This is a genomic window from Curtobacterium sp. RM9 (assembly GCF_054956955.1).
In genome coordinates this window covers 2,221,957-2,242,282 of sequence record NZ_CM143271.1, presented here as the reverse complement: position 1 = coordinate 2,242,282, position 20,326 = coordinate 2,221,957, and the positions used below count along the sequence as shown (strand labels likewise).

Here is a 20,326-nt window from a genome sequence, read left to right as displayed (position 1 = left end):
CGACGGGTGACCGACACCGCAGCCCCCGCCCAGCCGCTCGTCTCGATCATCATGGGGTCGGACTCCGACTGGCCGACCATGCGGGCGGCCGCCGACCTGCTCGCCGAGCTCGGGATCCCGTTCGAGGCGGACGTCGTGTCCGCCCATCGCACCCCTGACAAGATGACCCGCTTCGCCCGTGGCGCCGCGGCGCGCGGCATCCGCGTCGTCATCGCCGGGGCCGGGGGAGCCGCGCACCTGCCGGGCATGGTCGCGTCGATGACGACGTTGCCCGTGATTGGTGTCCCCGTGCAGCTCGCCCGTCTCGACGGCCTCGACTCGCTCCTGTCGATCGTGCAGATGCCCGCCGGCATCCCGGTCGCGACGATGGCGATCAACGGTGCCGCCAACGCCGGGCTGCTCGCGGCACGGATCATCGGTTCGGCCGACCAGGCGGTGGCGGCGCGGCTGCAGGAGTACGCCGAGGGGCTGGAGCAGCTCGTCGAGGAGAAGGCGGCACGGCTGCGCGACTCGCTCTGAGGCGGGCGGTCGACGCCGCCCGGCTCACAGGTCGGCGTGCAGCTGCCAGGTCTCGACGGCGGAGTCGTGCCAGTCGTACATGCGCGCCCGGTCCGGCCCCGCGACGGCGAGCTGTCCGGCGAGCAGCGGATCGTGCACGACCTGGTAGACGGCCTGCGCCAGGCGCTCGGGGTACGACTCCCGCGGGTCCTTCGCCACGGTGACGCCGGCGTCCGAGGCGACCTCGCGCACGGCGGGGTCGTCGGAGTGGATGACCGGGGTGCCGAAGCTCATCGCCTCGACGACGGGCAGCCCGAAGCCCTCGGCCAGGCTCGGGAACACGAACACGGTGGCGCGGTCGTAGGCCACGGCGAGGTCTGCGTCGTCGATGCGTCCGAGCACCTTCACCCGGTCACGGGCGAGCCCGGCGCGCTCGGCGGTGCCGTACACGTCGACGTCGCCCCAGCCGTCGGGTCCGGCGATGACGAGGGGGACGTCCTGCGGCGCGTCCGGGTGCGCCATCGCCTCGATGAGGTGCGCCAGGCCCTTCCGGGGCTCGAGCGTCCCCACGGCGAGGACGTACCGCTCGGGCAGCCCCAGCCGCTCCGCCCGGAGGTCGGCGTCGACCGGGGTGCGGAGCCGTCCGCTCGGGGCACCACCGATGACCCGGAGCCGGTCGTCGAACCGGTGGATGCGGTTCAGGGCGTCGGCGACCGCGTGCGTCGGCACCACGACGGCGTCGGCGTGCTTCCACGCCCGCTTCACCATCGCGCGGTGGAACTGCACCCCGCGCGGGGTCAGGGTCTCCGGGTGCGTCCACGGCACGACGTCGTGCACGGTGACGACGGTCTGGCGGCCCGGGTCACGGAAGCGGTCGTGCTTCACCAGGGGCGCGAGGACGCTCGGTGCGTGCACCATGCCGTCGGCGACCGAGCCGACGAAGCCGGCCTGCCACGCGAGGGACAGCTCGCGACGGGGGAGCGTCATCCGCTCGAGGGCGGCGAGCCCGGGCAGGAGCGTCCGCAGGTGGTCGAGCTGGTCCTTGCCGACGGCGGACACGATGCCGACGACGTCGCAGCCCTCCGGTGCCGTGGCGACGAGGTGACGGGTCAGCTCCTCCGCGTAGCGACCGATGCCGCCCGGGACCGGAGCGACCATCTGGTCCACGATCACCTGGAGCGTCGTCATCTGGTGGCCGGTCCTTCCGTCGAGCACGGACGGTGGAGCGGTCCGTGGGCGACCCGACCATACCAGGGCGCGCCGGGAGCTCCGGGCGCCCGGCCGGGGCTGCGCGGGACGGCCAGTATGCTCGACTGATGCCCCGTCAGCTGCGCATCGCGATCGTCGGACCGACCCACCCGTTCTCCGGGGGCATCGCCACCCACACCACCTCGCTCGCGCACCGGCTGCGTGCGGCCGGGCACCGGGTGCACCTGCTGTCGTGGAAGGCGCAGTACCCGTCGTTCCTGCGCAGCGGGACGACCCGCGTGCCCGAGGACGAGCCCGAGGTCGCGCCGTTCGCCGGGTCGACCGCCCGACTGGCCTGGTACGACCCGTCCTCGTGGATCCGCGCCGGTCTGTCGATGCGTCGCGCGGACGTCGTCGTCGTCACCGGGGTCACCCCGTACCACGCCGTGCCCTACGCGGTGATGCGTGTCGCAGCCGGGCGTCGCCCCCGTGGCGTCGTGCTCGCGCACAACGTGCTGCCCCACGAGCACGGCCGGTTCGACGAGGCACTCGTCCGGTTCATGTACCGCCAGTACGGCGCGGTGCTCGTGCACAGTGACGAGCAGGCCGGCCTCGCGCGCGGGATCGTCGGCGACGACGCGACCGTCGACGTGCGGGTCACCCGCCTGCCGCTCGCCGACCTGCTGCTCGGCGACGAGCCGGCCGACGGCATGACCGGCGCCGCGGTCGACGTCGCGTCGGGCCCGGAGCGGGGCGGCGACCTGGTCACGGTGGGCTTCTTCGGGATGGTCCGCCGGTACAAGGGCGTCGACCAGCTCATCGAGGCCGCGGCCCGCGTGCCGGGCGTCCGGATCGTCGTCCGCGGCGAGTTCTGGCAGCCGGTCGAGGAGTACCGCGAGCAGGTCCGCGCGCTCGGGATCGAGGACCGCGTCGAGATCGTCGACGGGTACGTGGCGATGGCCGACATGGCCGCGCTCATCCGCGGGTTCGACGTCGTCGCGCTGCCGTACCGGACCGGGTCGTCGTCGATCAACGTCGCCCTCGCGCACCGCTTCGGCACGCCCGTGCTGGTCAGCGACGCCGGCACGCTCGCGCTCGACGTGCACGACGGCGAGGACGGCCTGGTGGTGCCCGCGGACGACGTGGACGCGCTCGCGGCCGCGCTGGAGCGGCTGACGCTGCCGGGGGAGCTGGAGCGGCTCCGCGCCGGCGTCGACCCGCACGGGTCGGACCGGATGTGGGAGGCGTACACCGACACGGTCGCGTCCTTCGCCGACCGCGACTGACGTCGGCAGCGGAGGCCGCTCCGGGGCGTGACGGGGGTCAGCCCCGCTCGGAGTTGAGTCCAGCCCGTGCCGTGCGTGCGGACCGCTGCCGCACCGCGACCGCGATGCCGGCCATCGCGAAGTCCGCGACCGCGTAGAGCAGCCGCGACAGCACGGCCGCCGTCACGGCGACCCCCGGACCCGTCACCGTCGCGAGCACCGCGGTCAGCACGAACTCGCGCACGCCGAGACCGGCCGGGAACGGGATGAGCAGCACGCCGAGCGCGAAGGCGAGCGACATGGCCGCGACCGCCGGGACGAGGCTCCGCAGCGGGTCGGCGCCGAGCCCGATGAGCACGAGCCAGAGCTGCACGCCCGCGAAGAGCCAGTTCGCCGCCTGCAGCCCCGAGCTCGCGCCGGCGACCCGCCAGCCGTACGAGAACGGCGCGTCCGGCCGCCGGAGCACCCGCAGCGCGAGTCGCACGCCGAACCGCATCACCGGCGGCGTCAGGCAGACCAGGAAGGCCACGCCGACGATCGGCAGCCACCAGTAGGCCTCGAGCAGGTGCACGTCGATGAAGGGCACGAGCACGGCACCGACCCCGAGCCCCGTCGCGATGGACACGAGCATCGCGATGAGCGACAGGACGATCGACGACGACTTCGCCAGACCGACCTCGCCCGCCATCTGGGCCTGTGCGGCGATCGGCCACACCGATCCCGGGAGGTACTTGCCGAGCTGGCTGACGAAGAACACACGGCCGCCGCGCAGCAACGGCAGTCGGATCCCGAACGCCGGCCACACGACGATCCACGAGAGCATCGACAGCAGGAGCGCGACGACGACGGACAGGAACGCGAGGACGAGCCAGAGCGGGTCCATCGACCGGACGGCGTCGGAGACCTCGTCCCACTTGCCCGCGATGTAGAACGCACCGGCCACGACGACCGCGACCATGAACAGGATCTTGATGCCGTTCACGGCCCAGCGGCGCCAGCCCCCGGTCGCGACCACCGGCTCGGCCACCGACCCGGCCGACACGGGGTCGGTCGGGCGGTCGGCCGGCCCGGTCGTCACGGCGTCGGTGGCACGGGCAGCCGGGTCGGGGCGCGTCTCGTCCGGTGCGTCGGTCACGCGGTGAGCGCCCCGGCACGGACGGCGGCCGCGAGGGCCTCGCGCCAGTCGCGCATCGGCGCGAGGCCGGCACGCGACCAGCCGTCGTGCCCGAGCACGCTGTACGCCGGACGCGGAGCCGGGCGGACGAAGGCGGCGCTGTCCGTGGGGAGCACGCGCTCCGGGTCGAGTCCGACCTCCGAGTAGATCGCCCGGGTGAAGTCGTACCAGGAGCCCTGGCCCGCGTTCGTGCCGTGGTAGGTCCCCGCCGGAGCATCGGACTCGACGAGCTCGACGATGCGCCGCGCCAGGTCGCCGGTCCACGTGGGCTGCCCGACCTGGTCGGTGACGACGCTCACGGTGTCGTGCGAGGCGGCGAGTCGGAGCATGGTGGCCGCGAAGTTCGGGCCGTGCGCGCCGTAGATCCACGCGGTGCGGACCACGTACGAGGTGTCCGGCGCGATCTGCCGGACGAGGGCCTCGCCCGCCGCCTTCGTGCGCCCGTAGGCGTTGATCGGGTCGGTCGGGGCGTCCTCGGCGTACGGCGCGGTGCCGTGGCCGTCGAAGACGTAGTCGGTCGAGATCGTGACGAGCTTCGCGCCGTGACGGACGGCCGACCGGGCCAGGAGCTCCGGCCCGGTCGCGTTCACCGCGTACGCCTCGGCCTCGTGCGTCTCCGCGTCGTCGACCTTCGTGTAGGCGGCGGAGTTGATCACGACGTCGTGGCCCGCGACCGCAGCGTCGACCGCGTCGGCGTCGGTGACGTCGAGCTCGGCGCGGCCGAGGGCCGTCACGTCGGCGTCGGCGAGGGCGTGCTGGAGGTCCTGGCCGAGCATGCCGCTCGCGCCGGTGATGAGGTAGCGCGTCATGGTGTCCGGACCGCTCAGGCGAGGGCCGCGCGCTCCTTCAGGGGCTCCCACCACGAGCGGTTGTCGCGGTACCACTGCACGACGTCGGCGAGGCCCTGCTCGAACGGGACCTGCGGCTCGTAGCCGAGCTCGGCCTGGATCTTCGAGATGTCGACCGAGTAGCGGAGGTCGTGGCCGAGGCGGTCGGCGACGCGGTCGACGTACGACCAGTCCTTGCCGGTCGCCTCGAGCAGCATGCCGGTGAGCTCCTTGTTCGTGAGCTCGGTGCCGCCGCCGATGTTGTAGATCTCGCCCGCGCGGCCCTTGGTGAGGACCATCGCGATGCCGCGGGTGTGGTCGTCGACGTGCAGCCAGTCGCGGATGTTGTTGCCCTCGCCGTAGAGCGGCACGTGCCGGTCGTCGATGAGGTTCGTCACGAAGAGCGGGATGACCTTCTCGGGGAAGTGGTACGGCCCGTAGTTGTTCGAGCAGCGCGTGATCGAGAGGTTCAGCCCGTGCGTGCGGTGGTAGCTGCGGGCGAGCAGGTCGCTGCCGGCCTTCGACGCCGAGTACGGCGAGTTCGGCTCGAGCGGGCGGTCCTCGGCCCAGGAGCCCTCGCTGATCGAGCCGTAGACCTCGTCCGTCGAGACGTGCACGAAGCGCTCGGTGCCGTGGCGGAGCGCGGCGTCGAGCAGGCGCTGGGTGCCGACGACGTTCGTCTCGACGAAGATGCCGGAGTCGCGCACCGAGCGGTCGACGTGCGACTCGGCGGCGAAGTGCACGATCGCGTCGATGCCGGGGACGACCTCGTCGAGCTTCGCCGCGTCGCGGATGTCGCCCTGCACGAAGGAGTACCGCGGGGAGTCCGCCACCGGGGCGAGGTTCTCGAGGTTGCCGGAGTAGGTCAGGGCGTCGTAGACGACGACGTCCGCGCCCTCGAGGCCCGGGTAGGCGTCCTGCAGGGTCCGGCGGACGAAGTTGGAGCCGATGAATCCGGCTCCTCCGGTGACGAGGATCTTCACGTGTGGGGTTCCTTCCCGTAGCGCCGCACGGCGGTCGGTCTCGTGGCGGCTGCGGACGGCCACCATTGTAGAGGGAGGCCGTCCGGTGGACGGCCGGGGTGTCAGGCCTCGACGGTCGCGCGCTCGGCCACGGTCCGGGGCGCCCGCCCGGCCAGCACGAACCGGCGGACCGCGAGGAACGCCCAGACGCCGCCGAGCGCGACGAGGACCACGAGCACCACGAGGCCGGGCTTGCCCGCCGGCGTGAGGTTCGCGAGCCGTCCGAGACCCTCGAAGGTCGCCTGCAGGTGGAAGTTCTCGTAGAACCCGCGGTAGGCGACGGTCAGGCCGTAGAGCCCGATGACCGGGAAGGCCCAGCGGGCGATCGTGCCGAAGCGCTCGCGGTCCGCCTGGGCGGCGAGCAGGTTGCGCCAGGCGATGGCCGCGACGGTGATCAGCGCGGTGAGCGACGTGAACAGGTAGCGCCCCTGCACGCCCGCGATGAGCTGGGTGTCGTCGTAGGACTGGAAGTTGTCCTGCACCTGGATCACGAGGGTGAGGGCCGGCAGGAGGGCCATCACGAGTGCGACGTCCCGGTACGGGCTGCGGCGGAACGCCCAGAAGACGATCACGGCGAGGGACAGCACGGTGAGCGTGTCGGTCAGGATCGGGGTCATCGGGAACTGCAGCGCCCCGAACTGCCCCCAGAACGACGTGCTCAGCCGGTCCCAGACGACGTTGAGGAAGCCGCCGATGTCGGCGCTGGTCTGGTCGCCCCAGGACTTCGTGATGCGCAGGTCGCCGGCGCCCTTCGGCTGCAGGGTGTGGAAGACGACGAGGTTGCGGATCCACCACCAGCTGCCGAGGACGGCCACGATCGCCCCGGTCAGGGCGAAGCGCACGAGACGGGTGCGCAGCGGGAGCACGGTCCGACCGGCGACGAGCAGCGCGACCGCGACGAACGGCACGGTCGGCAGGCCGGTCCCCTTCACCGAGCAGATCGCGGCGACGGCGACGCCGAGGAACCCGAGGGTCCGCCACCGGTGGTCACCGGTCATGGTCCGCGCCACGAGCCAGGTGATCACCGACCCGAGCAGGATCACGGGGGCGTCGTTCGTGACGGCGGAGCCGATCTGCGCGAGCTGCGGGACGGCGAAGAGCGCGAGGGCCCCGACGACCGCGGTGCGCGGGGAGCGGGTCACGCGGCGGACGGTGCTCCATACGAGGAACGGCAGCGGCACCATGAGGAGCACGTCGAAGAGACGGAGCGCCATCACGCCGACGTCCCACGAGTGGTGGAAGAACCCGACCGCCTTCAGCACGAGTGCGCCGACCGCGTAGTAGGTCGGCGGGTGCTGGGTCATCTGGTTCGTGTAGCCGTGGAACCCCGGGTTCGTCGCGATGAGCTCGGCGACGGTCTGCCGGTTCGCGGCCGCGACCGTGGTCTGCTGCCCCTGCTCGGCGTAGGTGATGGCGAGCAGGTCCATCGTGCCCGGGTCCGGCCAGCCGTTCCCGATGGCGATCTGCTCGGCTGCGTCGTAGTGCGCGGCCTCGTCCGGCGCCGCGAACATCGGCGTCAGGAACGCCCACAGGGTGAGCAGGAGCGTGAAGGCCGCGGTGATCGCGATCACCGTCGTGCGTTCGGCGCGGGTGACGATCGGCACGCCCCCGTCCGTGTCGGTCGCCCGCATCAGTCGCCGTACCGCTGCAGCTTCTGGAGGTCGAGCTGTTCCTCGGTGAGCGTCCGGTTCAACCTCGTGAGGTCCGCCACGACGCCGATCACCATCGAGAGCACCGCGGTGATGAGCAGCACGACGCCCAGGATGATCGACTGCAGGTGGTTGCCGCCGGAGTCCGTGGCGAGCAGCACGAGGTACCGGACGAGGGGCCAGAGCCCGAGCAGCCCGAGCACCGCGGCGACCCAGAGGAACAGCGCCATCGGGCGGTACATGAGGTAGACGCGGGCGATCGCCGAGCCGGACTCGAACATGTGCTGGAAGATGTTGCTGAAGAGCCGGGACTCGCGGGTCTTCGGGTTCGTGGTGATCGGGACGCTCGCGATCGCGAGGCGCTTGTAGCCGGCCTGCACGATGGTCTCCATGCAGTAGCTGAACCGCGTCACGATGTTCAGACGGATGAGCGAGTACTTCGAGTACGCGCGGAAGCCGCTCGCGGCGTCGGGCAGGTCGAGTCCGGCGGCGCGCGAGGCCACCCACGACCCGAACCGCTGCATGACCTTCTTGAAGCCGGAGAAGTGCTCGATCGTCCGGGTCTGCCGGTCGCCGATGACGATCTCGGCCTCCTTGCGGAGGATCGGCTGGACGAGCTCCGCGATCTGCGCCTGCGGGTACTGGTTGTCCCCGTCGGTGTTCACGACGATGTCGGCACCGTGCAGGAGCGCGTAGTCGACGCCGTCACGGAACGACCGCGCGAGGCCCATGTTCGTGGTGTGGTGCACGAAGTGCGTGACGCCGTGCTCCTTCGCGACCTCGACGGTCCGGTCGGTGCTGCCGTCGTTGATCACCAGGATCTCGATCTCGTCGATGCCGTCGATCTGCTTCGGGATCGAGTCGATGACGCTGGCGAGGGTGTTCTCCTCGTTGAGGCAGGGGATCTGGACGAATAGCTTCACGGCTCGCTTGGTCTCGTTTCGGGAGGTCGGCTGAGGTCGCCACAGCGCGGAACCAGGACAGCCTATGCGACGAGCGCGGCGACGAGGCCAACGAGGTGAGGTCGTGTCGGTTCGCGAATGTGGTGTACCACCCGGTCCGCTAGGCTGTCGTGGTGCAGATCCGCGAACTGAAGATCCCCGGCGCGTGGGAGTTCACGCCCGTCCAGCACGGCGACGCACGAGGAGCATTCCTCGAGGCGTACCGGGCCGACGTCCTCGAGGAGACGGTGGGCCACGCGCTCGACCTCCGGCAGGTCAACATGTCGATCTCGTCGGCCGGCGTCGCCCGGGGCATCCACTACGCCCTCGTCGCGCCGAGCCAGGCGAAGTACGTGACCGCCGTGCGCGGGGCGTTCATCGACTACATCGTCGACATCCGCGTCGGGTCCCCGACGTTCGGCCAGTGGGACAGCGTCCGCATCGACGACGTCGACCGCAAGGCGGTGTACCTGTCCGAGGGTCTCGGCCACGCGATCGTCGCGCTCGAGGACCGCTCCACGGTCAGCTACCTCGTCAGCGCCCACTACGACCCCGAGCGTGAGAAGGGCATCACGATCCTCGACCCGACCGTGGGGCTGACGCTGCCCGACGGCATCGGCGAGCCCGTGCTCTCCGAGAAGGACACGACGGCGCCGACGCTCGAGCAGGCCGCGGAGCAGGGGCTGCTGCCGACCTACGAGGAAGCGGTCGCGTACACCGAGTCCCTCCGCACGAAGAAGTAAGGGGAGCACGTTGAAGGGCATCATCCTGGCCGGCGGTTCCGGCACGCGCCTCTGGCCGATCACCAAGGGCATCAGCAAGCAGCTCATGCCGATCTACGACAAGCCGATGGTCTACTACCCGCTGTCCACCCTGATGATGGCGGGCATCCGCGAGGTCCTCGTCATCACGACGCCGGAGTACAACGAGCAGTTCAAGGCGCTCCTCGGTGACGGCTCGTCGCTCGGCATGGAGATCCAGTACGCCGTGCAGCCGAGCCCGGACGGCCTCGCACAGGCCTTCGTCATCGGCGAGGACTTCATCGGCGACGACAGCGTCGCGCTCGTCCTCGGCGACAACATCTTCCACGGCACGGGTCTCGGCACGAACCTGCGGAAGAACACCGAGGTCGACGGCGCGACGATCTTCGCGTACCACGTCGCCGACCCGACGGCCTACGGCGTCGTCGAGTTCGACGACGCCTTCACCGCGGTCTCCATCGAGGAGAAGCCCGCGCAGCCGAAGTCGAACTACGCCGTCCCCGGCCTGTACTTCTACGACAACAAGGTCATCGAGATCGCGAAGACGATCGAGCCGAGCGCCCGCGGCGAGCTCGAGATCTCGACGGTCAACGAGCGCTACCTCGAGGCGGGGGAGCTCGGCGTCCAGGTCCTCGACCGCGGCACCGCCTGGCTCGACACCGGCACCTTCGAGTCGATGATGCAGGCCTCCGAGTACGTCAAGGTCATCGAGGACCGTCAGGGCTTCAAGATCGGCTGCATCGAGGAGATCGCCTGGCGCAACGGCTGGATCGACGACGCGCAGCTCGCCGACCTCGCCGCCCCGCTCGTCAAGGGCGGCTACGGCGTCTACCTGCAGCGGCTCCTCGCCGCCTGACGCACGGTGTTCGGCAGACGCCGCCGTCGCGACGCGACGCCCTCCGGCCCCGGCCTGGAGGCGCGCCCCGCGTCCGCGACGGCGGCGTCCGTCGTCCGTGTGGCCGGCTGGGACGGCCCGCTGCCGCACCTCGACGCGTCCGTCACGGTGGTCGTCACGACCCGCTCGGACCGGCACGCCGAGGTCGCCCGGCTCGTCGCCCGCGCCCGCGAGGCGTTCGGGGGCGACGTCGACGTCCGCGCGGTCTCGTTCGTCGCGGACGCTTCACCACGTGACGCGTTCGACCCGGCGCTGCCCTGGGTCCGCCACGATCACGTCGACGGCTTCGGCTCCGCCGTCAACGCCGGCGTGGCGGTCGGGATCGGCCGGACGCTCGTGGTCGTGGACACGTCGGTCGTCCTCGACGCCGACGCCCTCCGCGGCCTCGCGGACGACGTGGACGCGCCCGTGCAGGCCCGTGTCACGACGGCGGACGGTGCCGTGCGGAACGGCGCTCGTCTCCTCCGACCCGGTGCCCTGCCGTGGTCCGACGACCGGACCGACCCGCCGGACGACCGCGTCGTCGGTGCGGACCAACCCGTGGTCTCGATGCCGCGGCGTGCCGTGGTGCCGGCCCCGTGCCTCCCGGACGAACGCACCGTCCTGACGGCCTGGACCCTCGCGGCGGCCGACGCGCTCGTCGGCGCGGGGACACCGGACGCGACCGTGCGCACGCGCGACGTCGGTGCGGTCGTCCGGACCGTCGAGCCGGGACGCACGGTGGACGCGGCCGTGGTGGACGTCGTCGCCGCGTGGCGGGACCGCAACGGCGGTGCGGCCGTCGTCGCCGGACCGCCGCTGCCGCCGTGGGGCGCGCGACCCGTGGCGCCTGCCGCCCGCGTGGCCGGTGGTGACGACGAGCTCCTGTCGTGGTCGCTGAAGATCGCCGCGCCGGCCGGCCCCGAGGGTGACGGCTGGGGCGACGTGCACTTCGCCGACGAACTGGCGACCGCGCTCACCCGGCTCGGCCAGCGCGTGCGGGTCGACCGCCGAGACGCCCACGTCCGTCCCGACGACGGCGAGGACGACGTGACGCTCGTCGTGCGCGGCCTCGACCGGGTGCCGCCGAACCCGGCGTCCGTCAACCTGCTCTGGGTGATCAGCCACCCCGACGACGTCGCCGACACCGAGCTGCGGTCCTTCGACGCCGCCTTCGCCGCGGGGCCGGTGTGGGCCGAGGCCGCCACGCGCCGAGCCGGGGTGCCGGTCCGGACGCTGCTGCAGGCGACCGACCCGTCGGTGTTCCACCCCGTGCCCGCCGCGGGACCGGACGTCGGGCGCGTGGTCTTCGTCGGCTCGACGCGCGGGACCGAGCGGGCCGTCGTCCGCGATGCCGTGGCGCTCGGGGCCGATCTCCGCGTGCACGGGCCCGGATGGTCCGACGTCGTGCCGGCGGCGGCGCTCGGCGAGGCGTCCCTCGACCGGATGTCGGTCGCGCGGGCCTACTCGTCCGCCCGGGTCGTGCTCAACGACCACTGGCCGGACATGGCGGCGGGCGGCTTCGTGTCGAACCGGGTGTTCGACGTGCTCGCCGCAGGGGGAGTCGTCGTCACCGACCCGGTCGCCGGGCTGGCGGAGGTGCTCGACGTGCCGACGCTCGCGGTCGCACGGTCGCGGGACGACCTCGCCGCCCTGCTCGACCCGGCACGCCCGTGGCCGTCGGCGGCCGAGCGGGCCACCGTCGCCGCCACGGTCGCGGCGGAGCACTCGTTCGACGCGCGTGCCCGCGTGCTGCTCGATGCCGCCCGCACCGAGCGCGCCCGCCTGCGCCGCTGACGCGGCGTTCCTCGCCGCCGCTACTTCCGGGTGACCCAGCGGGCACGGGCCGACAGGCCGGCGCGGAGCACGACGCGGAGCGGCCACAGCCACCACGCCCGGTACTTCCGCGAGAGGTACCGGTAGGCGCTGCGGTGGTGCTCGACCTCCATGCGGCGCCGGTTCGACGACGTGGAGTGTGCTCCGGTGTGCACGACCACCGCGGTCGGCACGTACACGTTCGCCCGCCCGGCGAGGCCGACGCGCTGCCCGAGGTCGACGTCCTCGAAGTACATGAAGTACGACTCGTCGAAGCCGCCGAGCTGCCGGAAGAGGTCGGTGCGGATGAGGAAGCAGGCGCCGGAGAGCCAGCCGGCCTCGCGCTCGACGACCTCGGTGGTCGACCAGTAGCGCTGGCTCCAGGGGTTCGCCGGCCAGAAGCGGGAGAACGCGGCGTGCCCGAGGCCGGTGCGGAGCGAGGGGAGCTGGCGTGCGGACGGGTACGTCTCGCCCTGCTCGTCGAGGATCCGAGGTCCGAACGACCCGCCGTCGGGCAACCGGTCGGCCGCGGCGACGAGCGCGTCGATCGACCCCGGGTGCAGGACGACGTCGGGGTTCGTGACGAGGAGGAACTCGGGCCGGACGTCGGGCAGCACGTCGTCGAGCGCGGCCAGGGCGGCGTCGATGCCGCCGCCGTAGCCGCGGTTGCCGCCGGAGGACACCACGACCGCGCCGTAGGACTCGCCGACCGCGCGCAGGTGGTCGAGGTCGTCCGAGCCGTTGTCGGCGACGACGACGGCGACCTCGTCCGTCGACGCGGCGGCGATGCTCGCGAGGAACGGCCGGATCGTCTCTCCCGTGTTGTAGGTCACCGTGAGGACGGCGACGCGGGGCGCGCTCACCGGGCGACCTCGCGGTAGGCGGCTGCGTGCACGGCGGCCGTGGCGTCCCACGTGAACGCGGCGGCGCGCTCCACGGCGGCGGTCCGGTGCGCCGCGACGCGTCCGGGGTCGTCGAGCAGCGCGGCCATCGCGGTCGCGAGGGCCTCGGCGTCCGGCTCGGTGTAGACCGCGGCGTCACCGCCGACCTCCGGCAACGAGAGCCGTCGGGTGGTGAGCACGCAGGCGCCGCTCGCCATGGCCTCGACCACGGGGAGCCCGAAGCCCTCGCCGAGGGACGGGTAGACGACGAACGCGGCACCGCCGAGGAACCCGGCGAGGTCCTCGAGCGGCAGGTACCCGGCCTCGACCACGTGGTCGTCGTCCTGGAGCGTGTCGAGTCGTGCGATGGCGTCCTCGTCCCAGCCGCGCGCACCGGAGAGCACGAGCCACGGTGTCGGCGAACCGGTCGCGGTGCGTGCGGCGCGGACGGCGGCGTAGGCGTCGAGGAGCGCGGTGACGTTCTTCCGCGGCTCGATCGTGCCGAGGAACGCGATCCACTCGGCGTCGTCGGGGAGCCCGGCGGCGATGCGGGCGTCCTCGACCTCGGCCACGGACGGCTCGTGGAAGCGGCCGCGGTCGACGCCGAGCGGCGCGACCCGGACGTCGGCGCGGATGCCGGGTACCACTCGCGCGGCCTCGGTCGCGGTGGCCGCGCTCGGGACGACCACCACCGGACGGGTGCGGAGGGACCGTCGGCTCCACCACGTGAAGAACGTGCGCTTCAGGCGGGAGTGCCACTCCGGGTTCGAGAAGAACGTGGCGTCGTGCAGGGTGACGACCGAGCCGCGACGCCACCCGAACGGGAACGTGTAGTGCGGCGAGTGCAGCACGTCGGCGCCCAGACGGCGACCGAGGGCCGGGAGCCCGGTCTGCTCCCAGAGGAAGCGCAGCGGCACCGAGTCCGTCCACGCCGGTGCCCGGTGCACCGTGACGTCGGGCGCGACGGCGGCGAAGTGCGCGGCGTGGCCCGGCCGGACCACGAGGTGCACGTCGAGGCCGGGGTCCGCCCCGACGAGGTGCGACACGACGCCTTCGACGTAGCGTCCGACACCACCGAGGTCGCGCGGTACCGCGGTCCCGTCGACGAGGACGGTGGTCTGCGGCACGCGTCGTTCCTTCCGTGCGGGGACGCCGCGGCCGGGACCGTCGACGGGGGAGTGTCCAGGATAGCCCGGCGCGCTCATGCGCCAGGGCCCTCGACGCCGCCACCGAGGGCACCGCCGGTGCCGGTGTGCACCGCTCGCCGCGGCACGGACGCCGCACGGGTCTCGTGGCGGCGCCGCGCCAGGTGCGCGGGGAGGTGCCTCGCGACGTCGACCAGCGCTGCCAGGACGAGCCGTGCCTCCCGACCGGTCCCCGGTCGCACCGACGAGCGCAGGCCGCGCGCGGCGGTCCGGACGCCGGCGCGGAGGACGGTCCGCCACGGAGCGTGCCAGAGCGCGACGACCAAGCGGTTGCGGGCGTTGCGGAAGACGAACAGGTCGCTCTGCACGCCGGAGGACGCCGAGTGGTCGTGGACGACGACGGCGTCCGTGTACTCCACCCGCCACCCGCGGCGGCGCAGTCGCCAGGCGAGCTCGGTGTCCTCGTAGTACATGAAGAGCGACTCGTCGAGCAGACCGACGTCGTCGAGGGCACTGCGGCGGAGTGCGGACGCGCCGCCGGAGAAGCCGAAGACGTCGGTCGCCGCGGCCCGGTCGACGGGTGCGAACCAGTCGCGGTCCATGCCGTTGCCGTCGGCGTCGACGAGCACGCCGGTCGAGTTCAGCCGCTCCTCGCCGTCCGGCGCGGGGGTCCACGCGTGGCCGGCGTGGTCGCGCAGCACGCGCTGGTCGGCGGCCGGGGCCGCGCCGTCCGCCAGGCGCGCCCAGCGGCCGGCGAGCACGATGCGGCCGGTCACCGCGGCGACCTCCGGGCGTGCGTCGGCCAGGTGGTCGCGGAGCGTCGCGACGAAGCCCGGTGCGGGTTCCGCGTCGTTGTTGAGGAGCACGACGACGTCGGCGCCGGTGGCCCGGATGCCCGCGTTCGCACCGGCGGCGAACCCGCCGTTCGTCGGGCGCGCGAGCACCGTCGCGTCGGGCAGATCGCGGCGGAGCACCGCGACGGAGTCGTCGGACGAGCCGTTGTCGACCACGACCACCTCGTCCGCTGCACCGTCGTCGAGCACGGCGCGCACCGCGCGGGTGGTGAGGTCCGCGCGGTTCCAGTTCACGACGACGACCGCCGTGCGGAGGCCGTCGCGGCTCCGGGTCAGTCCAGCTCCTCGATGGAGGGCTTCGCGTAGACGCTGCCGATGGCGTCGCCGAACGAGGGGACCTCGAAGGAGTCGCACTCGGGCAGGTCGTGCAGGTGCCGTCCGGCGGAGTCCATCATCGAGACGTTGATGAAGTACTTGCCGGTGCCGAAGGCGGTGTCGGCGATGCGGAGGCGGAGCTTGCGGCGACCGTGCAGGGGCTCGAGGTGGAGCCCCATGATCCCCGTCGTGGTGCCGTAGACGACCTGGCCGGCGGTGTTGTTGATCTGCACCGCGGCCTCCCAGTCCGCAACACCGTCGAGGTGCTCGAACTCCATGTCCACCACGAGGTCGTCGCCGGGCGTGATGCCGTCGCGCGGGCCCTTGCCCTCGGCGTGCACGGTCGCGCCGAGCACCGTGCCGCGGCCGACGGCCACGTCCGCGCTGAGCTCGCCCGACCGGCGTTCTTCGAGCACGTCGCGGAACATGCTGACCGCGGCGATCGGGTCGCCGTCGTGCAGGACCTTGCCCTTGTTGAGCAGGACGACGCGGTCGCACATCTCCTGCACCTGGCTGAGCGAGTGCGTCACGATGATGATCGTCTTGCCCTGCTCCTGGAAGGAGCGGATCCGGTCGAGGCACTTGCGCTGGAAGGCCTCGTCGCCGACGGCGAGGACCTCGTCGACGAGCAGCACGTCGGGGTCGGTGTGCACGGCGACGGCGAAGGCGAGTCGCACGTACATGCCGGACGAGTAGAACTTCACCTGGGTGTCGATGAAGTCGCCGATGCCCGAGAACGCCAGGATGTCGTCGAAGCGGGCCTCGGTCTCGGCGCGGCTCAGCCCGAGCAGGCTCGCGTTGAGGAAGACGTTCTCGCGACCGGAGAGGTCCGGGTGGAAGCCGGCGCCGAGTTCGAGCAGCGCGGCGAGGCGCCCGCGGCGGGAGACGGTGCCGGAGGTCGGCTGGATGATGCCGCCGATCGCCTTGAGCAGCGTCGACTTGCCGGAGCCGTTCTGCCCGATCAGGCCGACGGTGGAGCCGGCCTGGATCGTGGTCGAGACGCCGTCGAGCGCCCAGAAGTCCTGACGGTGCTTCCGTCCGGCGCGGCCGAGCGTGACGATGCGCTCGCGGATCGTGTTGTCCTTGCGGACGGTGAAGCGCTTCCGGACGTCGTCGATCACGATGACGTCCGGGCGCTCCTCGACGCGGTCGACCGTGGTCGGGGTGACGGGGGTGCTGATGGCCATGTGCTAGAGCTCCTGCGCGAAGTTGCCCTGCAGGCGGGAGAAGATCCGCTGCGCGCCGACGAGCAGGAACAGCCCGATCACGAACGCGATGAGCAGCCGCAGCATGAGGTGGGACGGGTAGGTGACGTCCGCCGGGTCGTGCAGCCAGATCGCGTTCTGCAGTCCGAGCACCGACAGGGTCAGGGGGTTGTTCGTGTAGAGGGTCAGCAGCCAGCCGACCTTGATGTTCGTCAGCACCATCGAGTACGAGTAGACGATCGGGGACGCCCAGAGCAGGACCATGAGACCGACGTCGATCACGAACTGCACGTCCCGCAGGTAGACGTTGAGCGCCGAGAGCACGAGCCCGATCGCGGCGCCGTAGACCAGGATCACGAGCAGCGACGGGACCAGGTAGACGAGCCCCGCGTGCAGCGGGAAGACACCGATCACCAGGGTCGCCGCCAGCAGGATCGCGAACTGGATGGTGAAGTTGACCAGTGCCGCCCCGACGCTCGCGAGCGGGAAGACCTCGCGCGGGACGTAGACCTTCTTGATGAGGCCGGAGTTGCCGACGATGGAACTCGTGGACCCGGCGACGATCTCGCTGAACAGCGTGTACGCCGTCAGCCCGGTGAAGACGTAGACGGCGAAGTTGTCGATGCCCTTCGCCGCCCCGAGGACCTGACCGATGACGAAGTAGTAGATGAGGAGCTGGGTGAGCGGGCGGACGAGCGTCCACACGAACCCGAGCGCCGAGTCCTTGTACCGCGCCTTGAGGTCGCGGCGGATGAGCATCCCGAGCATCTCGCGCTGCCGGAAGACGTCGCGGAGTTCACGCCAGGTACCTCGGAAGGCGCTCGTCGGAGCGCCGACCACGACGAGGGGCTCCTTCGCGAGCGCCGCCATGCGGGCTTGATCGACCATTCGTCTCTTCGTTCGTGGGGGCAGGACCGGAACAGCATACTCACCGGGCCCGGCAGCAGGGCCCCGGCCGCCCGGTTGCCCGACGGACGTCGTGCACCCCGAGCGGGGGTGAATGTGCGCAGATACAACTCTCAACCTTGACTTTCGGGTTACCGTTGACGCAACCCGGACCCTTGTCAACTCCCACAGGACGGCCCGTCAGCATGCAGCTTGCTCCACGGCCGATCGCTGCGTTCGCGGTGGTCGGTGCCCTCAGTCTCTTCGCGGCGGGGTGTTCCGCCGGCGGAGACCCCGATCCGACACCGAGCGCCTCGTCCACCCGGACGGCGTCGACGAGTGCGTCCCCGACCAACGCGACCCCGACCACCGCCCCGAGCGCCACCCCCACCCAGGGCGGCACCGGAGCCGGCACGGACGACGACGTCCCCACCGCCTTCCCCGGCACCGGGCAGACGAACGAGCCCGACGCCGACCCGTCGGACTTCCCCGCGACCGCGGTCGTCACCTTCGCCGGCTGGGACTCGGCGTCGAGGACCCTGCAGGCCGGCGGCCTCGTCTCCGGCACCACGAACACGAAGGGGACCTGCACCTTCACCGCGCGGAAGGGCGGCGTCACCCGCACGCTCACCAGCGCGGCCGAGGCGAGCGCCTCCTCCGTGAACTGCGCCCAGGTGGCGTTCCCGGCCGCACAGGTGTCCAGCGGCACCTGGTCGATCACCCTCGAGTACGCGGTCGGCAGCCGGTCGACCGACTCCGAACCGATGACGGCGGAGGTGCCGTGATGCGATCCATCCTGACCCGCGACGGGCGACGGCGCCCGCTGCGCTCCACCCTCGGCCTCGTGGCGGCGTTCGCCGTCGCGGTGAGCGGCCTGACCTTCGGCACCCTCGCGGCCGAGCGGACCACGACGGAGACCGCCGCGGCGGCGACCGCGTCGTCGTTCGACCCGGGCTACATCATCAGCGACAAGAACTTCTACAACGGGTCCGCGATGGGCGGGTCCGAGGTGCAGTCCTTCCTGAACAGCGTCGCGCCGAACTGCAAGGCGAAGTCCGGCGGTCCCGCGTGCCTGAAGGACTTCACGCAGAACATGAGCGGCATCGCCGCCGTGTCCGGCCGGTGCTCCGCGATCGGCGGCGGCGTGAAGTCGGCAGCGACGGTCATCGCCCAGGTCGGCGCGGCGTGCGGCATCAGCCAGAAGGTGCTCCTCGTCCTGCTGCAGAAGGAGCAGGGCATCGTCGCGACGAACTCGCCGACGAGCTACATGTACCTGCACGCCACCGGTTTCGCCTGCCCCGACACCGCGCCCTGCGACCCGGCCTACTACGGCTTCGGCCAGCAGGTCTACGCGGCCGCGCTGCAGTTCAAGCGCTACCAGGCGTCGCCGAGCTCGTGGGCGTACCAGGCCGGTCGCAACAACTCGATCCTCTACAACCCGAACGCCGCGTGCGGTCGGAAGACGGTCTACATCCAGAACCAGGCGACCGCCGGCCTCTACATCTACACGCCGTACACGCCGAACAGCGCCGCGATGGCGAACCTCTACGGCACCGGCGACTCTTGCTCCGCGTACGGCAACCGCAACTTCTGGCGGATGTACACCGACTGGTTCGGCTCGCCCACGGGCAACGGTGTGCCGGACGGGCACCTCGACGCCGTGGCCGCCACCACCTCGGGCATCACGATCAGCGGCTGGGCGGCCGACCCCGACACCACGAACCCGCTCCGCGTCGCGTTCTACGTCGACGGCGTCGGCAAGCAGACCGTCACGGCCGACGGCAGCAGGACGGACCTCGCCGCGCGCCTCGGGGCGGGCAACACCGACCACGGCTTCTCGACGACGCTGACCGGCGTCAGTCCCGGCGCCCGATCGGTCTGCGCCATCGCGATCAACCAGGGACCGGGTGCGAACGCCCTGCTCGGCTGCAGCACCGTCACGGTGCTGAGCAACCCGCCGAAGGGCGTCCTCGACGCCGTGACCGGGGGCACCGGCACCATCGCGGTCTCCGGGTGGGTGCTGGACCCGGACTCGTCCGCCGTCCCGACCTACAAGGTGCAGGTCGACGGGGCCGGCGTGGTCGCCGCGACCGCCGACATGCTCCGCACGGACGTCGCCCGGGTCAACCCCGGCGTCGGCACGACGCTCGGCTTCTCGAAGACCGTGCAGGGCGTGGCCGCCGGCAGCCGCACGGTCTCGCTCTGGACGCAGGACAAGCCCACCGCCACGTGGGTCAAGGTCGCCGAGCGGACCACCACCGTGACCGCCCCGACGAGCGGTCCCACCGGTGGCTCCGGCGCGGTGTTCGGCAACTACGACAGCGCGACCGGCGGCGCCGGCACGGTGGACGTCCGCGGCTGGGCGATCGACCCGGTCGTCTACGACCCGGTGAAGTACAAGATCCACCTCGACGGGGTCGGTGCGACGGCCGGGACCGCGGACGCAGCGCGTTCCGACGTCGCCCGGGTCTACCCGGCCTGGGGGGCGGACGTGGGGCTCACCGCGACGCTGAAGGGCGTCGCGGCGGGCACGCACACCGTGACGGTCTGGTACCAGGACCTGCCCGGCGGCGCCTACAAGAACTGGGGCAGCAAGACGGTCACCGTGACCGCCGCCGCGGGCACCACGAAGCCGCCGACCACCGGCACCGGCAAGACCGGACCCGTGATGGGCTCGTTCGACTCGGCCGGGGGCGGCAAGGGCACGGTCGGGGTCAGCGGCTGGGCCATCGACCCGGACACGACCGGCCCGGTCAGGTACAAGCTGCACGTCGACGGCGTCGGCGCGGCCGCGGGCAGCGCGGACGCGGTCCGCACGGACGTCGCGCGGGCGTACCCGGGGTGGGGCTCGGACGTCGGGCTCCTGAAGACGCTCACGGGCATCAAGGCCGGGAAGCACACGATCACCGTGTGGTACCAGGACCTGCCCGGCGGCAACTACGTCAACTGGGGTTCGAAGACCGTCACCGTGCAGTAGACGGTCACCCCACGACGGACGGGAGGCGCGGTGCCAGCTGGCACCGCGCC

At 72.1% G+C, this 20,326-nt stretch carries 18 protein-coding genes; 7 read left to right on the top strand and 11 right to left on the bottom strand.

All coding sequences use genetic code 11. The features are described from left to right. Positions 1-6 precede the first annotated feature (6 nt). A complete protein-coding gene (gene purE, locus ACY3FI_RS10545; protein ID WP_462547483.1) occupies positions 7-519 on the top strand; it encodes a 5-(carboxyamino)imidazole ribonucleotide mutase in 513 nt (170 codons plus the stop codon). Between the two features lie 24 nt (positions 520-543). Here purE and ACY3FI_RS10540 read toward each other — a convergent pair whose 3' ends face one another. After that, positions 544-1,686: a glycosyltransferase family 4 protein gene (locus ACY3FI_RS10540; RefSeq protein WP_462547482.1), complete on the bottom strand. Its 1,143-nt coding sequence runs from the start codon at positions 1,684-1,686 to the stop codon at positions 544-546. A gap of 128 nt (positions 1,687-1,814) precedes the next feature. Here ACY3FI_RS10540 and ACY3FI_RS10535 point away from each other — a divergent pair, with 128 nt between their 5' ends. Beyond that, a complete protein-coding gene (locus tag ACY3FI_RS10535; RefSeq protein ID WP_462547481.1) occupies positions 1,815-2,972 on the top strand; it encodes a glycosyltransferase family 4 protein in 1,158 nt (385 codons plus the stop codon). A gap of 37 nt (positions 2,973-3,009) precedes the next feature. On the opposite strand, the gene ACY3FI_RS10530 is transcribed toward ACY3FI_RS10535, so the two are convergent. The 5 genes from ACY3FI_RS10530 to ACY3FI_RS10510 all read right to left on the bottom strand — a co-directional run bounded on the left by ACY3FI_RS10530 (position 3,010) and on the right by ACY3FI_RS10510 (position 8,546). Then, a complete protein-coding gene (locus ACY3FI_RS10530) occupies positions 3,010-4,086 on the bottom strand; it encodes a lysylphosphatidylglycerol synthase transmembrane domain-containing protein (RefSeq protein WP_462547480.1) in 1,077 nt (358 codons plus the stop codon). Next, positions 4,083-4,934 carry a dTDP-4-dehydrorhamnose reductase gene (gene rfbD, locus ACY3FI_RS10525; protein ID WP_462547479.1) on the bottom strand — a complete coding sequence of 284 codons (852 nt, stop codon included), beginning with the start codon at positions 4,932-4,934 and terminating at the stop codon, positions 4,083-4,085. Before rfbD ends, ACY3FI_RS10530 begins: the two co-directional genes overlap by 4 nt. Before the next feature lie 14 nt (positions 4,935-4,948). Then, a complete protein-coding gene (gene rfbB, locus ACY3FI_RS10520) occupies positions 4,949-5,935 on the bottom strand; it encodes a dTDP-glucose 4,6-dehydratase (protein ID WP_462547478.1) in 987 nt (328 codons plus the stop codon). 101 nt (positions 5,936-6,036) lie between these two features. Then, on the bottom strand, positions 6,037-7,578 hold the full coding sequence (locus ACY3FI_RS10515; RefSeq protein ID WP_462547477.1) for a DUF2142 domain-containing protein: 1,542 nt from the start codon (positions 7,576-7,578) through the stop codon (positions 6,037-6,039). Positions 7,579-7,604: 26 nt separating this feature from the next. Further along, entirely contained in the window at positions 7,605-8,546 is a 942-nt protein-coding gene (locus ACY3FI_RS10510) for a glycosyltransferase family 2 protein (protein ID WP_462547476.1), read from the bottom strand. Positions 8,547-8,698: 152 nt separating this feature from the next. Between ACY3FI_RS10510 and ACY3FI_RS10505 the strand changes: the two genes are divergently transcribed. The 3 genes from ACY3FI_RS10505 (at position 8,699) to ACY3FI_RS10495 (ending at position 11,996) form a co-directional block, all read left to right on the top strand. After that, positions 8,699-9,307: a dTDP-4-dehydrorhamnose 3,5-epimerase family protein gene (locus ACY3FI_RS10505; RefSeq protein WP_462547475.1), complete on the top strand. Its 609-nt coding sequence runs from the start codon at positions 8,699-8,701 to the stop codon at positions 9,305-9,307. Positions 9,308-9,317: 10 nt separating this feature from the next. Then, a complete protein-coding gene (rfbA, locus tag ACY3FI_RS10500) occupies positions 9,318-10,181 on the top strand; it encodes a glucose-1-phosphate thymidylyltransferase RfbA (RefSeq protein WP_462547474.1) in 864 nt (287 codons plus the stop codon). Positions 10,182-10,280: 99 nt separating this feature from the next. Further along, complete coding sequence (locus ACY3FI_RS10495) at positions 10,281-11,996, top strand: glycosyltransferase family protein (protein ID WP_462547473.1); 1,716 nt, start codon at positions 10,281-10,283, stop codon at positions 11,994-11,996. Positions 11,997-12,016: 20 nt separating this feature from the next. On the opposite strand, the gene ACY3FI_RS10490 is transcribed toward ACY3FI_RS10495, so the two are convergent. From ACY3FI_RS10490 to ACY3FI_RS10470, 5 genes are all read right to left on the bottom strand, one after another. Beyond that, complete coding sequence (locus ACY3FI_RS10490; RefSeq protein WP_462547472.1) at positions 12,017-12,877, bottom strand: glycosyltransferase family 2 protein; 861 nt, start codon at positions 12,875-12,877, stop codon at positions 12,017-12,019. After that, complete coding sequence (locus ACY3FI_RS10485; protein ID WP_462547471.1) at positions 12,874-14,022, bottom strand: glycosyltransferase family 4 protein; 1,149 nt, start codon at positions 14,020-14,022, stop codon at positions 12,874-12,876. Before ACY3FI_RS10485 ends, ACY3FI_RS10490 begins: the two co-directional genes overlap by 4 nt. Positions 14,023-14,096: 74 nt before the next feature. Then, a complete protein-coding gene (locus tag ACY3FI_RS10480; protein ID WP_462547470.1) occupies positions 14,097-15,248 on the bottom strand; it encodes a glycosyltransferase in 1,152 nt (383 codons plus the stop codon). After that, positions 15,167-16,396, bottom strand: a complete 1,230-nt coding sequence (locus ACY3FI_RS10475; RefSeq protein WP_462547469.1) for an ABC transporter ATP-binding protein — start codon at positions 16,394-16,396, stop codon at positions 15,167-15,169. The genes ACY3FI_RS10480 and ACY3FI_RS10475 overlap by 82 nt, the downstream gene beginning before the upstream one ends. Positions 16,397-16,399: 3 nt before the next feature. Continuing rightward, the gene (locus ACY3FI_RS10470) at positions 16,400-17,302 is read right to left on the bottom strand and encodes an ABC transporter permease (protein ID WP_462547468.1); all 903 of its coding nucleotides are present in this window, start codon (positions 17,300-17,302) and stop codon (positions 16,400-16,402) included. A gap of 203 nt (positions 17,303-17,505) precedes the next feature. Between ACY3FI_RS10470 and ACY3FI_RS10465 the strand changes: the two genes are divergently transcribed. Together ACY3FI_RS10465 and ACY3FI_RS10460 are read left to right on the top strand one after the other, a co-directional pair. Continuing rightward, positions 17,506-18,084: a hypothetical protein gene (locus ACY3FI_RS10465; protein ID WP_462547467.1), complete on the top strand. Its 579-nt coding sequence runs from the start codon at positions 17,506-17,508 to the stop codon at positions 18,082-18,084. Further along, a complete protein-coding gene (locus ACY3FI_RS10460) occupies positions 18,084-20,276 on the top strand; it encodes a hypothetical protein (RefSeq protein WP_462547466.1) in 2,193 nt (730 codons plus the stop codon). Before ACY3FI_RS10465 ends, ACY3FI_RS10460 begins: the two co-directional genes overlap by 1 nt. The last annotated feature ends 50 nt before the right edge of the window (positions 20,277-20,326 follow it).